Raw genomic sequence first — 15343 nt, forward strand, 5'->3', positions numbered from 1 at the left:
CATATAACACTTTTCTTGGGCCACATACCGTGCTAGGCGGCGCGCGATGGATTTCGGCGCATACCACGCGCCACATTGTAAGGAGAGGCCGATATGGCACTGGAACGCACATTCTCGATCATCAAACCCGATGCAACCCGCCGCAACCTGACTGGCAAGATCAACGCCAAGTTTGAAGACGCGGGCCTGCGCATCGTTGCGCAAAAGCGCATCCACATGACCAAAGAGCAAGCTGGCAAGTTCTACGAAGTTCATGCCGAGCGTCCGTTCTATGACGAGCTGTGCGAGTTCATGTCGTCGGCTCCGGTCGTTGTTCAGGTTCTGGAAGGTGAAGGCGCCATTGCCAAGAACCGCGAAGTCATGGGCGCAACCAACCCTGCAGACGCAGCGGCCGGCACCATCCGTGCCGAGTTTGCTGAATCCGTTGGCGAAAACTCGGTCCACGGTTCCGACGCACCTGAGACCGCAGCGGTAGAAATCGCCTATTTCTTCTCGGGCATTGAACTGGTCGGCTAAACTTTAGCCACAGTAGAATTCAGGGCCGCTCCCGTCACCGGGGGCGGCCTTTTTCATTCGGGTTTGAGGTCCGCAGCCGATATCCGCACGCCGATCGCATCCAGATCAGCGATGATCTGCATCTCAGGCGCGGTACTGACCCCGGCCTTGATCGCATCGAACCGTTTGCGCAGCGCCTTCTTCTCCTCGCCTTTGCAATCGTTCCATGGACGCCCCTGCAGCCCCATCACCAGCACGTAGTAGCCGATGAAATGTGGGCGCGAACCACTGCGCAGCAGGCGGGTATAAGCTGCATCCGCACCCAGATCGCGCAACTGCTGTGCCGAATGGATGCCGGCGCGGGCACAGGCCTGTTCGAATGCAGGGCCAAGGTTTCGGATCGAGGAAACAGGATCAGACATAGTCTCGTCTTAGCCCGATGCGCCCGCTCTGTCATCGGCAAGTTCGTCAAGCCCAGTGCAGTCGTGAGAAAGGGTTGATTTCGGGGCGGAATCGCCATCTCCTGACAGTGTCTTGTCTCATCGGGCAGGGGTTGTTTGCGATGACGGATACTGACGCTGTTTTCATTTTGGCAGGCGGCTTCGACGCGCGGCGTATTTCGTCACGCCTAAAAGGGTATGTTTTATCGGTCGAAAAAGGGCTTTCGCACCAGACTTTTCATGTCTTGGATTGTCACGACCAGTCAATCCGGGCGTCGGGTCGCGTACTTTTCCAGATATCCGATGAACTGAAATTGGTCGGCGACGGTATGGTCTTGGCGCAGAAAGGTCGGGCAGAAGGCTGTTTTCTAAGCGATCTTACTGCTGGCCCCGTTCGCGATGCACTGGGTGATTTTCCGAAACTGCGAGCGTTTATGCGCATCGGATCAGGTGTGATGTCGACCCAAGATTTATCTGTCTTAGACGACCTGCAAAAAACGCAGGTACGGGGGGTGTTGACAACGTTGACGTCGGAGCGCGGCCAAGCCTGTATTCTGACATTTGGGCGCATGAAAGGCTATGATCGAACATTTCAATTATTGCGTAATAACATAGATTTGGACGTGAATGTTGGACTGGAAACTCTGTGCGTTACCCTCTTTCCAGACGCTGTTCCTTACCGGGCAAAGCCAGAAATAAGACTGGGAAAGACCGAGCCTTCGGCCGAGGTGGCGACTGACCTGATCCATACCTTCCTGACCGTCGCGCGGCAGAATGAGGCGGGGTTGCTTGCGGACATCGACACCGAGTTTCTTCACGACTACCGCGTATCCCTGCGGCGCGTGCGGTCAGTTCTCAGCCTGTTTAAAGGCGTGTTTTCCGAGCGGCAAACCATCAAGTTGAAACGAACGTTCTCTGATCTTATGGCGCCAACCGGACGGGTGCGGGATCTGGATGTCTATCTGCTAGAGAAAAATAATTATTTCAAATTGTTACCGCCAAGTCTTCATGAGGGTGCGGGTATCATGTTTACAATGCTCGAAGACGAGAGAAAGCAGGTACAGGCCGCGTTGTGTAGGCGTTTGCGATCGGCGAAATACAATAAACACGTCAGCGCGACTTTGAAGCTGTTTTCAGATGCATCCAACTTCGAGCCCGGCCCCAACGCGCAGCTCGGCGCTTACGATTACGCCTGTGCGTTGATTTGGAAGCGTTATCGCAAAGTCTGTAAACGCGCACGCATGATCACTCGGGAAACACCAGACGCTTTGGTTCATGATCTTAGGATTGACTGCAAAAAGTTACGCTACCTGATGGAGTTTTTTGGCCCACTCTTTGACCAAAGTGCTTTCAAAAGAATCCTCAAGCCTCTGAAAAAATTGCAAGATAACCTTGGGTTTTTCAATGACGCCGCGGTTCAGCAAGAGGCGTTAATTGAATTTATCCAGCAGCGGACAAACACCCAGCACCGAGCGGATGCGCAATTGGCAATGGCAGTCGGAGGCCTTGTTGCGGTCTTGGATCAAAGGCAAAAAGTCGAGCGCGCGCGTGTGATTGCTAACTTCCAGAACTTCGATAGCCCACAAGTCAGAAACACGTTTCGCAGCCTGTTTCACCAAAAGGAGGATTAGGGCGTGAAAATCATTGCCTGTTACAGCAACAAGGGCGGGGTTGGTAAGACCGCGACGTCAGTTAACCTAGCTTACGCTTTTGCCAAGGACGGGAACACTGTTCTTTTGTGTGATCTTGATCCGCAGGGGGCATCCAGCTTTTATCTGCGCGTCAAACCGTCCAAAAAGCTGACTGAGGCCACGTTCTTCGAAGACGTTGAGAGGTTTACAAAATCCATCCGTGCCAGCGACTTCGACGGGCTTGATGTTCTGCCTGCCAACATGACATTTAGGGACTTCGACGTGTTTCTGTCGCGTATGCGCAACAAGCGCTCGCGGTTGAAAAAGGCCTTGGTTGGTGCAGGGAGCGACTACGACGTAATCATACTGGATTGCCCACCGAACTTTTCGACCCTGTCCGAGAACATTTTCAAGGCAGCGGATCAGATCGTCGTGCCCGTTATACCCACTACTTTGTCTGAACGAACTTTCGATCAGTTGGTTGGCTTCTTTGAGCAAAAGAAGTTGCCCAGAAGGAAGATAAAGGCTTTCTTTTCGATGGTTCAGCAACGCAAGTCCTTGCACCAAGAAACGATGGAAAGCATGCGCAAACAGTACCGTAAAAGGTTTTTGCAGACCGTAATTCCGTTTGCCGCAGATATTGAACGCATGGGCCAGAACCGCGCACCGATCAGTATCTACGCTCCGCGTAGTCAAGCCTGTGCAGCTTATCAGGCATTGTTCGATGAACTGGAAGATGTATTGGTTTCAAAAAGATGAGCGCCGAGATTGAACGTAAATTCCTGGTAGCAGAACTGCCCGATCTGAGTAGGGCTGAAAGGGCAGTGGTGCGTCAGGGTTATTTGACTGCACCTGATGATTCCACCGAGCTGCGCCTGCGGCAAAAAGGCGACCGCTACTACCTGACGTTTAAGGGCGTTGGGTCATTGGTACGGATCGAACGTGAGGCAGAGATATCGGCAGAGCAATTTGAGACCTTCTGGCCTGAAACTGACGGACGTCGGGTCGAAAAAGAGCGGTACACGGGCCGCATGGAAGATGGTCGGGTGTTCGAGTTGGATATCTTCTTCGGCGATCTCGCCCCGTTGCGCCTGGTCGAGGTGGAATTCCCTTCTGAACCCGAGGCGCTAGCCTATGTGCCTCCGGACTGGTTTGGCGCGGATGTCACGGAAGATAAACGCTACAAGAACAAAATAATGGCGATTAATGGCGTGCCAGTTTGATTGTCGCCTCAAGGCCGGGGTTGCAATTACGCGCAGTGAAGGCACCGCCATGCATATGTGAAATCGCGGCGACAAGGGCCAATCCAAGCCCTGCGTTACGCTCGGTACGGGCAGGATCCAGCGTGACAAATGGCACCTGCAAGCGCGGCAGATCTTCTGGTGGAACTCCGGGGCCGTGGTCACGAACGCTAAGGATGGCGTTAGGGCCATCTTCGCTGACTGTTACAGTTATCGCTGTGTGTTCAGGAGCATATCGCAGGGCGTTCTCGAGCAAGTTGGACAGCGCCTGAGACAACAGTGGACGGTGACCCTGTATCGGAGCGACCGACCCCACAACTTCAAGATTTGACCCCTGATCAGCGGCGACCGGTTCATAGAGTTCCACAACATCTCCGACAAGCTGCTGCAGATCGACGGTTTCGAACTGTTCACGCCCGACACCGGCTTCGGCGCGTGAAATCTCGGTCAATTGACCCAGCACACGCAAAACATGGTCGATTTCAACGGATGCACGGGCGACATCGATTTCTCTTTCGTGATCCGTTTTAGCGGGGTCCGACAACGCCTCGACCCTTTGTTTGAGACGCGACAGAGGGGAGCGGAGGTCATGAGCAATGGAATTCGAAGTCGTGCGCAGATTGCTAATCAATTCCTCGATGCGGTCCAGCATCGTGTTCAGTGTTCCAGCCACCTGATCAAACTCGTCTCCGGTCCCGCGCATTGGCATTCTGCGGGACAAATCCCCAGAGACTATGTTTTCCGCGGTGCTGGCAATGTCGGACAGGCGCGAAAAGACCAACCTGGTAAACAACCATCCGGTCAAAACACTCAGCGCCAGGGCAATTCCCAGCGCTATTCCAACCGAACGTAACAAAACCCGGTCAAATTGTTGCCGCGCCAACGCGTCTCGACCGACCAAGAGCCGTTCTCCACCAGGAAGGCGGATCGAAGCCGCCGAAATCGGTACCAACTGGTCATTGTCCGCCCGGTGGAGCTCAAGTTCGACCCAACCGCTGCCCGCGGTGATATCGACTGGCCACTGTTTCAGGTTACCAGCAAGTTTCGCGCCAAATCGGTCAGTTAGCAGGTAAAGCGCATCTCGTTCTGAGGCCGAGGGCAGGCGGCGTTCAATGGCTGTTAATAATCCGATCAATCCCCGACGTTCGTACTCATCCGCCAAGCCAGTCAATTCTGCAGACACAACCGACCGCGTTTCGCCCTCGATGCTGCGATTTGCTGTTACATAGACCAGCGCAAGCACCGTCGCTGTCAGCAATGTGCTCAGGGCCATACTGGCCAAGACAAGGCGCGTCCTGGAATTGTTGAACGAAAGCCGTATGTTATCCATCAGATATCATGTAACCCGCACCGCGGACGGTTTCAATCAATGGTGTCCGACCGTCCTCATCCAACTGCCTCCGCAGTTTTGAGATATGGACGTCCACAACATTGGTGTTCGGGTCGAAATGATAATCCCACACACCTTCTAGCAACATGGTGCGGGACACCACCCTGTTCTTGCGTCGCAGGAAGTATTCGAGGATCTGAAATTCGCGCGGTGTCAGCGTGATCTCGTGTCCTTCGCGCGTTACTTTGCGGGTCAGCAGATCCATTTCGAGATCGCGACAGGTCAGTGTCGCGCTTTCCTCAGATTCCTGTGGCCGCCTTAAAAGTGCTTCAATGCGGGCGTGTAACTCTTGGAAAGAAAAAGGTTTTACCAGATAGTCATCTGCGCCCGACCGCAGCCCTTTGACCCGCTCATCCACGGCGCTCATTGCGGTGAGCATCAACACCGGGGTTTTCATTCCGGCAGCCCGAAGGGAACGGATCAGAGATAATCCGTCCAGCCCCGGCAGCATTCTGTCCAGCACGATGGCATCGAACCCGCCATCGGTGGCATGGTACAGGCCCTCGCGGCCATCTGCGGCCTGTTCGACCACATAGCCCTCCTCGCAAAAGCCTTTGGCGATGAACTCGCGGGTGTCTGCGTCATCTTCGACGATCAACAGGCGACGGCTCATGATGCGAACTCCTTTCACTTTGAATTTAACCACAGAATGTCGGGTCACGCACTGTGTTTGGAGAAAAACGTGCCGGGTGCGTCGTTGCGCACCCGGCAGTCCCGGCGGAGAGCGGACAAATCAACCCGCCGGGGAGGCGCACGCCAGATATTCCCCATCACGTGGCGCGCGCGGGTGTCAGATCAGGCGATTTCCACCGCAACAAAGATCTGGTTGCCTGCTCGGTTGATAAGAATCAACGCAGGGCCGGTTTTTTCGCTGTCCAGTGCAGCCTTCAACGCATCCGGTGTGGTTGTGTTCTGACTGCCCAGTTTTACGATCACGTCGCCACGTTGCAGTCCGGCTTTGGCGGCTGGACTACCGGCTTCAAGAGCGGTGACCACAACACCGCTGACGTTTTCGCTTAATCCCATCTCGGTGCGGTTGGCATCGGTCAGTGGGGCAACCGTCACACCCAGAGCGGTGCCTTCGATCGCATCGTCTACAGACGTGTCGATGTTGGCCGAGGCGCTTTGATACTGGCCGACGGTCAGCTTAAGCTGCTGTTCCTTGCCGTCACGCAGAACGGTCAGAGTGCTGTCGGTACCAACCTTGGTTGTTCCAACAAGAATTGGCAGGTCGCTGCTGGATTCGACGGGTTCGTCGTTGAACGTCAGAATAACGTCGCCTTGCTTGAGGATACCCTCTGACGGGCTGCCATCAACCACGTCAGACACCAGCGCGCCGGTTGAAGCATCGATACCCATCGCGGCGGCGATTTCGGGGCTGACATTCTGGATCGAGACACCCAACCAGCCGCGGCTAACCTGACCGTCATCGCGCAGATCAGAGGCGATGTGGTCCACGATGTTGGACGTTACTGCAAAGCCCAAGCCCACCGATCCGCCGGTTGGCGAGTAAATGGCCGAGTTCACCCCAATGACCTCTCCATCCATGTTGAACAAAGGTCCACCCGAGTTACCCTTGTTGATCGCGGCATCCGTCTGGATGAATTCGGCGTATGGCCCCTGCGAGATGTTGCGACCCTTGGCCGAAACGATCCCCGTAGTCACGGTCGAGTTGAGCCCAAACGGGTTTCCGATGGCGACAACATCTTCGCCCACACGGATAATATCGCTGTCGCCCAGTTCGACGGCTTGCAGGTCCTCACCCGCGTCGATTTTGAGCACGGCGATATCCGTCAAAGGGTCGGTCCCGATGACTTCTGCTTCGAACGTGCGGTCGTCGCTTAGGCGGACGGTCACAGAATCGGCATTGTCGACGACATGGTGGTTGGTGATAATGTAGCCTGCCTCATCAAGTACAAATCCCGATCCCAGACCCTGTGCCGGACCGCGTTGCGGAGCATCGAAGCCTTCAGGCGCGCCGAAACGTTTGAAAAATTCACCGAACGGATGTCCTTCAAAATCAAAGTTCTGTCCCTGGGTCGGGATCTGGCGCGCTTTCTGTTCCGCGACAATGGTCACGACTGACGGCGATACGCTCTCGACCAGATCCGCCAGCGCTTCGTCTGCTTTGGAGGGCAGGGCGGTCGTCGCAAGAAGCGCGGCGCTTAGGGCGCTGACGCCAACCCAACTGGTTGTGCGCGGCATGAGAAGAGAAGATTTTCGGATGCTCATTTTGGTCTCCTGTTTATATCACGCGGATGCGGTCGCGCGTTAAGACAGCAGATGCGGCACCAGTCTGATCATTTCCTTTAACAAAGGTTAAGAAATCTTAATTTTGCCACAAATCGGATGTCTTATTCGCCGATCTGAATGGATGGAAGGTGCAAAACGGGACGAATCAAACCAGCGAATCTTCCAAATTGTTTCCTAATAAGGGGCCAGAAAGAGAAAAGTGAAGAATTGAGACAAATTCGATAACAAATGATGCAAGGGGGTTTTTACATTCCCTAATATCGCCTTTAGGTTGTGGTCTGTTCTGGTGAAAAGACCACTTAACCGCAAACAACCATGAACAACATAAATCAATTTTCATATAGATCTGATCATATTCGAATTTCCCTGCATTCATCGGGGGTTAATAAACATCTTTAGGTAGATTGCCGATTTCAGAGATGTTGCGGAAAAACCATTCTGATATGTCGAAAATTAACCGAAATTCCTGTTTTAGCGTTGTTTGCGCGGGGCGGATCGGTGACGATAGGCATGCCCAAGCGAGGGGAAGCTGATGGCACTAGGGGGTGCCAAAAGCTCATCACTGTTACCAGAAGCGCTCAGCGGCATGTTAACGAGGGGGTCTTGTTTAGGTTCGGCAGCGGAATAGCCAAGGTGCTACAGGCATTTTTGGCTGCGCTTTTGGAACGTGTGAAACGTGGTAGTCCCGCTTTGGGTACCGGCCCGGTCTGGAAAGACCGGGCCGTGTTACTTTTGACTTAACGTTGATTGCGCCATCTTGCCCAATCCTCGGGTGTGTCCAAATCCAGTAACGCATGTTCGCCGGGTAGGGGCCGCAAGAAAACCTTGTCCAAATGGGCACGCACAACGGATTGGGCTCCTTCATCACCGGACAGGGTGCTAAGCTCGGAAAACAGACTTTGGTCAAAAACCACCGGATGACCGGGCTTACCCGAGGCTGTGGCTCCGCGCCAAATCAGGTGGTCAGGGTGATCGATCACGGCGGACAAGACTGCGGTTATGTCCTGCGCCGTGATCTCGGGCAGATCGGCCAATAAAACCATGACCGCCGGGACATCGTTTGGGATTTGAGCCAATGCACGGCGTAAACTGGCATTCATCCCTTCCGCGGCATCGACAACCTCGATCCTGTGCAGGTCCAGCCCGTGCAATGCGGCATACCGATCATGTGGCCTTGGGGGCAGCGCGACGAACACCTCTCCGGCATCCATTGCAGTTAGCGCAGATCGGCGCATCAGGGTCATGCCGTCCACTTGTTGCAGCAATTTGTCCTGTCCACGCATGCGCTTGGACTGACCGGCAGCCAGCAAGATAATTGGTATTTTTTTCATGTGCCTAGAATGACGTTCTGGCTGGCTGATGTCATCCCCGCATTCGGGTTCCGTCACCATCAAACAAAGGCGTCGACACCATCCGGGCCTTACGCATTTGACCAAGAATTTCGATCTCGACCTCTGTTCCCTCCGCGATGTGTTCAACAGGAAGGAAACCCAAAGCAACCGATTGTTGCGCATGGTGGGAATACCCACCCGAGGTGCAGAAGCCCACAACCTCACCCTGTAGCCAAATCGGTTCATAGGCATTCACGTCGGCGTCTTCGGCATCAACGATGAAGGAAACCAACCTGCGCGCAGGTTTTTCCGAGCGCTCTAATTCTGCGGCGGCACGTCCGATGAAGTCATCAGGTTTCGAGAATGAAATGAACCGATCCAACCCGGTTTCACCTGGGGTGTAGTCGGGCGAGTATTCTCGCATCCATGACCCAAAGAACTTGTCCAGACGCAGGCTCATCATGGCCCGCATACCGAAAGGGGTCATGCCGAGCGGCTCTCCGGCTTGCCAGAGCGTCCACCAAAGCTGCCGCTGCGCCATCGGATCGCAGTAGATCTCGTAACCCAGATCTCCGGTGTAGCTTACACGTTGCACGATACAGTCAGTCATACCGAAGGTCATTCGGCGGACATCCATGAAACGCAGGTCCGAGAGGTCGTCTCGGGTAAACGCCGCTAGAACTTCCGTAGCCTTGGGGCCAGCAATCTGAAACCCGTTCAGGCGATCGCTGATGTTTTCGATGTGAACATCGCCTTCCTGATGCTGCAGGAACCACCGCATATGAAATGCTTGCGCGCCATAAGATGCGGTCAGGCGGAAATCGGTCTCATCCAGGCAAGATACGGTGAAATCCCCGATCAGCTTGCCTTTGGGTGACAGCATCGGCGTCAGTGACAGGCGACCAGGCTGCGGGATACGCCCGGCCATGATCCGATTAAGCCATGTTCGCGCATCAGGGCCGGTGATACGGTATTTGCCGAAGTTGTGGACCTCGTTGATACCCACTGCATTGCGCACCGCATGCACCTCACGTCCAGTGGCCGCAAATGCGTCAGACCGGCGGAATGAAGGTGTTTCGTATTCGGGCTCACCATGCTGGGCGAAATAGTTTGGAACCTCCAGCCCGTATTGCTGACCCCAGACCGCACCCAGATCGGTGAAGATGTCATACATCGGCGTGGTTCGATTGGGGCGCGCGGCGGGCAGTTCCTCGTTCGGGTAGGAAACGCTAAAGCGTTTCTGATAGTTCTCGATCACCTTGGGGCGAGTATAGCCCGGGCTGATCCAGTCGCCGAACCGGGCCACGTCCATGGCAAAGACATCGCGCTCGGGCTCGCCTTCGATCATCCATTGCGCCAGCGTCAGACCCACGCCACCGCCCTGGCTGAAGCCCGCCATTACACCACAGGCAGACCAGTAGTTGCGCAACCCTGGGACGGGGCCGACCAGAGGGTTCCCGTCCGGCGCAAAGGTGAAAGGCCCGTGGATTACCGACTTCACCCCGGCTTCGGCTAGGACCGGGAAGCGGCGATATGCGAACTCGATACTATCGGTGATCTTGTCATAGTCGTCGGGCAGTAATTCATGCCCGAACTCCCAAGGCGTCCCATTCACGGCCCAAGGCTTGCAGGGTTGTTCATAAAACCCGATGCAAAGCCCGCGCCCTTCCTGTCGCAAATAGCTTTCTCCGGCTGGGTCCATCACATGCGGATGCTCTCCGCCCGCATCAATAATAGCTTCTATCTGAGGGATCGTGTCGGTGACCAGATACTGATGCTCCATCGGGTGCAGCGGGAAATAAACGCCCGCCATCGCCCCGACCTCGCGCGCCCATAGGCCGCCTGCATTCACCACGTGCTCCGCGTGAATGATGCCCTTGTCGGTGACCACATTCCAAGTGCCATCCCGCCGTTGCAGGGTTTCGTGCACCATGCAATGGGTTTCAATCGTGGCCCCACCCATGCGCGCAGCCTTGGCATAGGCATGAGTTGTGCCGGATGGGTCCAGATGCCCGTCCAGGGGATCATAAAGCGCGCCTATGATGCCGTCCGTATTGGTAATTGGCGCAATTTTCCTGATTTCATCCGGTCCGACGATCTCGGTTTCCAGCCCCATGAAGCGGTGCTTGGCGCGTTCGGCCAACAACATGTCGAACCGATCCTGATTGTCCGCCAAAGTGATCCCGCCAACATGGTGCAGGCCACATGACATGCCGGTAATCTCTTCCAGTTCTTTGTACAGGCGGATCGTATAGCCCTGCAGCGCGGCCATATTGGTGTCGCCGTTCAGCGTGTGAAACCCGCCCGCCGCGTGCCACGTGGACCCGCTGGTAAGTTCCGAGCGTTCCAATAGCATAACGTCGGACCATCCCAGCTTGGTCAGGTGATAAAGGACTGAACAGCCGACGACGCCGCCGCCGATAACTGCCACTTGCGTTGTCGTCTTCACGTCCTCGCCTCCATCCGCATTTACCCGAACCTGCAAGGGCGGGTGCGGGTTTACTGTTCCGTTCCCGACACCAGGTGTCGCGGATTGTTCGTTACAACGGTCGGATTTTGAGCTCGGTGATCCGATTGCCCTCGCGTGCGGTGACCTCGAAACGGAAGCCGTGGAAGGAAAAGACCTGACCTACGATGGGGATCATCTGCGCCTCGTGAATGACAAGACCCGCGACGGTGTTTGCCTCTTCGTCCGGCAGGGACCATTCCATTGCCCGGTTCACGTCACGGATCGTCATCGCGCCTTCAACCAGATATTGACCATCATCTGTGCGCGTGACGGGGACATCTTCTTCCAGATCAAACTCGTCCGCGATCTCACCAACGATCTCTTCCAGAATATCCTCGAGCGTGATCAATCCGCGCAACGAACCATACTCATCCACGACCAGCGCAAAATGGCTGTGCATCCGCAGGAATTCTCGCATCTGATCGTCAAGAGTGGTGGTTTCGGGCACGAAATACGGATCGTTGGCCACCTTCGAGATATCGAAGCTCTCCAACTGGTTCGGCTGGCTTTCGCGATCCCCAGCGTGGGCATACATGGCACGAAACAGGTCCTTGGCGTGGACGACGCCTACGATGTTCTCGGGTTCGTCCCGAAAGACGGGCAGGCGGGTGTGAGGACTTTTAAGACATTGTTGAAGGATCGCCTCGGGCGCGTCGTCTGCGTCAATCATCTCGATGTTCGAGCGGTGCAGCATGATCTCTTCAACTGCGCGGTCACCCAGATCGAGCGCGCCAAGAATTCGGTCGCGGTCTTCCTTTTCGACCACACCTTCCGAGTGTCCCAGTTGCAATGCACCGGCGATCTCTTCCCGGACAGCCAGAATGTTGCTGTCGGGATCGATCCGAACGCCGAAGAGGCGCAAAACGCCGCGCACCAACAGACGTACTGCTGCCACAACAGGCGAGAATACGGTGACAACGACACTGATAATGGGTGCCACCAAAGATGCCGCTTTTTCCGCGTTTGTGATGGCATAGGTTTTTGGCAGCACCTCGGCAAAAATCAGCACCAGCAGGGTCATCACCAGCGTCGCCAAAGCCACGCCACTTTCCCCGAACAGTTTGGTGAACAAAGCAGTCGCCAAAGATGCCGCCAGGATGTTGACCAGGTTGTTGCCAAGCAGGACCGAGCCGATGAGACGTTCGTTGTCGTCGGTGATATCCAGCGCCTTTTGTGCGCCGCGAGACCCTTTGTCGGCCTGCGCCCGCAACTTACCGCGCGATGAGGCAGTCAATGCTGTTTCAGAACCCGAGAAAAAGCCCGACAGGACAAGCAAAAGCAGAATAGCGCTTGTGGTAAACCAGAATGCGCCGTCGATCATAGAGGGTGAGGGTTCCATTGGTCCTTGTAGGTTGGTGTTGCTTCATTCGTTATGGGGGCGCGGCCCCGGCGGATCAAGGGGTTAGCCTTTGTCCTGCGGCTCTTTGGCAAGCGGGTGATGCTCCAACACCAACTCCGCAAGGCGTTCGTCCAATACATGCGTGTAGATTTCCGTGGTCGCGACATCGGCGTGACCCAGTAACGTCTGGATCGATCGCAGATCGGCCCCGTTTGCCAAAAGATGTGTGGCAAACGCATGACGCAGAGTGTGCGGAGTGACTTTTTCTGGCGACACGCCGCCCTGAACCGCAAGCTCTTTGATCAGGTGAAAGAACATGTGCCTCGTCAGATGACCCGATTTGCCGCGCGAGGGAAACAGGAACCGCGACCTTTGCCCGCCATCGGCCACCAATTGGTCTTCGGCCTCGTCCCGCGTTTTAAGCCATAGCGCCAGCGCCTCGCGGGCTGGGGGCGACAGCGGCACCATCCTCTCTTTCCCGCCTTTACCCAGAACCAACAACATTCGTGGGTCACCTCGTGCGGAAGACACCGGCAGTGAGACTAACTCGGTCACGCGCATGCCGGTTGCATAAAGAACTTCCATCAAACAAGTGTTGCGGATGCGGTCGGTTTCGGTGCGACCAGTTTCACGCGCGGCTTGCAGCAAACGGTCAACTTCCGGCACGTCCAGAGTTTTCGGCAGGCGTTTTTGGCGACCCGGTCCTTTTATCTGGATGGCGGGGTTGGTCTCACGCCAGCTTTCCTCGAATGCAAAACGGTAAAGCTGCTTGATCGCGGACAGCCGTCTTGCGCGGGTGGATTGGGACAATCCCTGCGCGTCACAATCGATCAGATAACGTTCGATTCTGTCGCGGTCCGCCTGATCAAAGGTGGTTTTTCGACGCTCGAGCCACGCGGCGAAGTCTTTCAGGTCGCGCCCATATGCCAGCAATGTATTGGGTGACGCCCCAAGCTCGGCCGCTTGCGCCTGAAGAAAGGTTGAAATCCAAAGGTCGTGCGAGGCCGGGGCTACCATGGTCATGTGCCCTGTAGGATCAAAAGGTTCAGCGCAGCGCGACGGGCCGTGTCTTCAAGACCAACCCTCCGCAGGGTTGCGATGGCGGCTGAAAGGTCCACGAGGTTGCCGCGTGACCCATGTGCGAACAACTCCATCGTCTCAAGGACGGCTTCACCCAGTTGTCCGTCGCTTAGCAAACGGTCGATATCGGCGGGAACGGGTGCGGCCCAGGCAAAACCCTGCGCGACAGCGTCTGCCAAAGGCGATGGAGAGCGCGCGCGTCCAGGATCACCCTGAGCCAAAGCTGCGAGGAATTGGTTCTCTTCCCCTTGGTCAGGAACAGCCAGGGCAGCGGTTTCGTAAAGATCGGACAGCAACAGAATACGCCAGCGCAATTCCTCGGCGGCTGGGTCGGTCAATGTGACTTTTGACAGCCGGTTCGCAAAAAGCTCGGCGAATGGAACTTCAAGCCCCACGCTGCGCATCTGCTCCCACACGGTGGGTAGGGACTGCGCGATCGCGCCGACTTTACCGGAGTCCAACGCACTTTCAAAACGTTGAACGGCGGCGACGCGGTCCCAGACCGCTCCGGATGCAGCCGGAGAGCGTTCGGTATATAGCCCAAGCAACTGGTTGGGCGTCAAAGCACCGACGCGAGTCAGTCGTTCGGCTGCTTCGATCTGTGCTTTCCATCCGGCCACATCTCGCAGATCGGCATTGGCAAAGGCGCGCGGCAGCGAAGTCGAGGGCAAGCGCTCGCCAATTGCTTCATACAGTCGGAATGTAAGCGGGTCGGGGCGCTCGGGTTGCGGTAGGTATTCGGCGTCTTCGAACAGCTCGGGGCTGAGGAACCTGTCCAGCAAGGCAAGGTCCATTTCCGGAAGAATCTGCAACGCATGAGCTGCCTCTAACGTCAGCGCGGCTGAGGTCCAATCGCCACGCCGGGCCTTGCAGAATATCTGGGCTTCGTAGTCCTGAGACAGATGCGGTTGCGCGATCAGCGCTGTGCAACTTCTATCTTCGTCTCCGGTCAGAAGGGTGGCATCAAACCAGCGTTGGAACCGGTCGCGGGTGTCCGTCGGACCGGCAAGTTGCACCAGAGACTGCGCGGGATCAGCTGCGCCAAGCTGCATCAACCGGTCCAGCCGCGCCAGCAGCAAGGTCTCCTCGGCATCGGGTCCGGATGGCGCACGAGCTTCGGTAAGCAACAGAGTGAAAAGCAGGCGTTGCATGGCCGGGTTGTATTTGACCGGCACGTGACCGATCAGTTCCGCCAACCGTGCGGGATCGCTGTTTTGCCACACATCCACCGGAAGGCCTGTCACCGACGACGACACCAATCCCAAGGGCTGGGACAACGCCTCAAGCGGAGTGACTTCCACACCCGGTTGCAACCCGGAATCCGATACAGGCGGTTCCAGCAGAACAGTGCCGGGCAGGTTGTCCGGTGGCTGGCTCAGCCAGTCGATCACAGATAAAGGTTCCTGCTGCGCCTGTGCCGCACTGGCCAGCAGCATCGCAGCCGCTGCGGCCTTAATCCACATTCAGAATGACCGGCTCGCGCACTTCTTCCTGCGGGGCCGAAAAATCAACGCCAAAGAAAGGACCTAGATACGCGTAGCCCACCAACCCGATAAAACACAGGCAGATCAGATATATCAGGAATTTTATCAGACGGCCCATCGCTCAACATCGCCTCATTTTTCTGTTTTGTC

14 protein-coding genes are annotated in these 15343 nt (G+C 56.0%); 4 read left to right on the forward strand and 10 right to left on the reverse strand.

Going from position 1 to position 15343, the window contains the following annotated elements:
- The first annotated feature begins 93 nt into the window (after positions 1-93).
- Positions 94-516: a nucleoside-diphosphate kinase gene (gene ndk, locus AC2FF7_RS04680; protein ID WP_170352964.1), complete on the forward strand. Its 423-nt coding sequence runs from the start codon at positions 94-96 to the stop codon at positions 514-516.
- Between the two features lie 53 nt (positions 517-569).
- Here ndk and AC2FF7_RS04685 read toward each other — a convergent pair whose 3' ends face one another.
- Entirely contained in the window at positions 570-917 is a 348-nt protein-coding gene (locus AC2FF7_RS04685; protein ID WP_480867457.1) for a TfoX/Sxy family protein, read from the reverse strand.
- A gap of 140 nt (positions 918-1057) precedes the next feature.
- On the opposite strand from AC2FF7_RS04685, the gene AC2FF7_RS04690 reads away from it, so the two are divergent.
- Genes AC2FF7_RS04690 through AC2FF7_RS04700 form a run of 3 tightly spaced genes read left to right on the forward strand, consistent with a single transcriptional unit; the run spans position 1058 to position 3789 of the window.
- Positions 1058-2566, forward strand: a complete 1509-nt coding sequence (locus AC2FF7_RS04690; protein ID WP_496905261.1) for a CHAD domain-containing protein — start codon at positions 1058-1060, stop codon at positions 2564-2566.
- Positions 2567-2569: 3 nt separating this feature from the next.
- Positions 2570-3325 (forward strand): ParA family protein, encoded by a 756-nt coding sequence (locus tag AC2FF7_RS04695; RefSeq protein WP_496905262.1) that lies wholly within the window; start codon positions 2570-2572, stop codon positions 3323-3325.
- Positions 3322-3789, forward strand: coding sequence for a CYTH domain-containing protein (locus tag AC2FF7_RS04700; RefSeq protein ID WP_496905263.1), 468 nt, complete (start codon positions 3322-3324; stop codon positions 3787-3789). The genes AC2FF7_RS04695 and AC2FF7_RS04700 overlap by 4 nt, the downstream gene beginning before the upstream one ends.
- On the opposite strand, the gene AC2FF7_RS04705 is transcribed toward AC2FF7_RS04700, so the two are convergent.
- The 9 genes from AC2FF7_RS04705 to AC2FF7_RS04745 all read right to left on the reverse strand — a co-directional run bounded on the left by AC2FF7_RS04705 (position 3770) and on the right by AC2FF7_RS04745 (position 15311).
- Complete coding sequence (locus AC2FF7_RS04705) at positions 3770-5137, reverse strand: sensor histidine kinase (RefSeq protein ID WP_496905264.1); 1368 nt, start codon at positions 5135-5137, stop codon at positions 3770-3772. The genes AC2FF7_RS04700 and AC2FF7_RS04705 overlap by 20 nt on opposite strands.
- Entirely contained in the window at positions 5130-5810 is a 681-nt protein-coding gene (locus AC2FF7_RS04710) for a response regulator transcription factor (RefSeq protein ID WP_480867465.1), read from the reverse strand. The genes AC2FF7_RS04705 and AC2FF7_RS04710 overlap by 8 nt, the downstream gene beginning before the upstream one ends.
- Positions 5811-5992: 182 nt before the next feature.
- On the reverse strand, positions 5993-7429 hold the full coding sequence (locus AC2FF7_RS04715; protein ID WP_496905265.1) for a Do family serine endopeptidase: 1437 nt from the start codon (positions 7427-7429) through the stop codon (positions 5993-5995).
- A 758-nt stretch (positions 7430-8187) separates the two neighbouring features.
- Positions 8188-8781, reverse strand: a complete 594-nt coding sequence (locus AC2FF7_RS04720; protein ID WP_496905266.1) for a nucleotidyltransferase family protein — start codon at positions 8779-8781, stop codon at positions 8188-8190.
- Positions 8782-8812: 31 nt separating this feature from the next.
- Positions 8813-11230, reverse strand: coding sequence for a GcvT family protein (locus tag AC2FF7_RS04725; RefSeq protein ID WP_496905267.1), 2418 nt, complete (start codon positions 11228-11230; stop codon positions 8813-8815).
- A 91-nt stretch (positions 11231-11321) separates the two neighbouring features.
- Positions 11322-12629, reverse strand: a complete 1308-nt coding sequence (locus tag AC2FF7_RS04730) for an HlyC/CorC family transporter (RefSeq protein ID WP_170352984.1) — start codon at positions 12627-12629, stop codon at positions 11322-11324.
- 63 nt (positions 12630-12692) lie between these two features.
- Complete coding sequence (locus tag AC2FF7_RS04735; protein WP_353393442.1) at positions 12693-13646, reverse strand: tyrosine recombinase; 954 nt, start codon at positions 13644-13646, stop codon at positions 12693-12695.
- Between the two features lie 2 nt (positions 13647-13648).
- On the reverse strand, positions 13649-15172 hold the full coding sequence (locus AC2FF7_RS04740; protein WP_480867473.1) for a hypothetical protein: 1524 nt from the start codon (positions 15170-15172) through the stop codon (positions 13649-13651).
- Entirely contained in the window at positions 15162-15311 is a 150-nt protein-coding gene (locus AC2FF7_RS04745; RefSeq protein WP_170352987.1) for a hypothetical protein, read from the reverse strand. The genes AC2FF7_RS04740 and AC2FF7_RS04745 overlap by 11 nt, the downstream gene beginning before the upstream one ends.
- Positions 15312-15343 lie beyond the last annotated feature (32 nt).

It is taken from the genome of Ruegeria sp. YTSC325 (assembly GCF_059609525.1).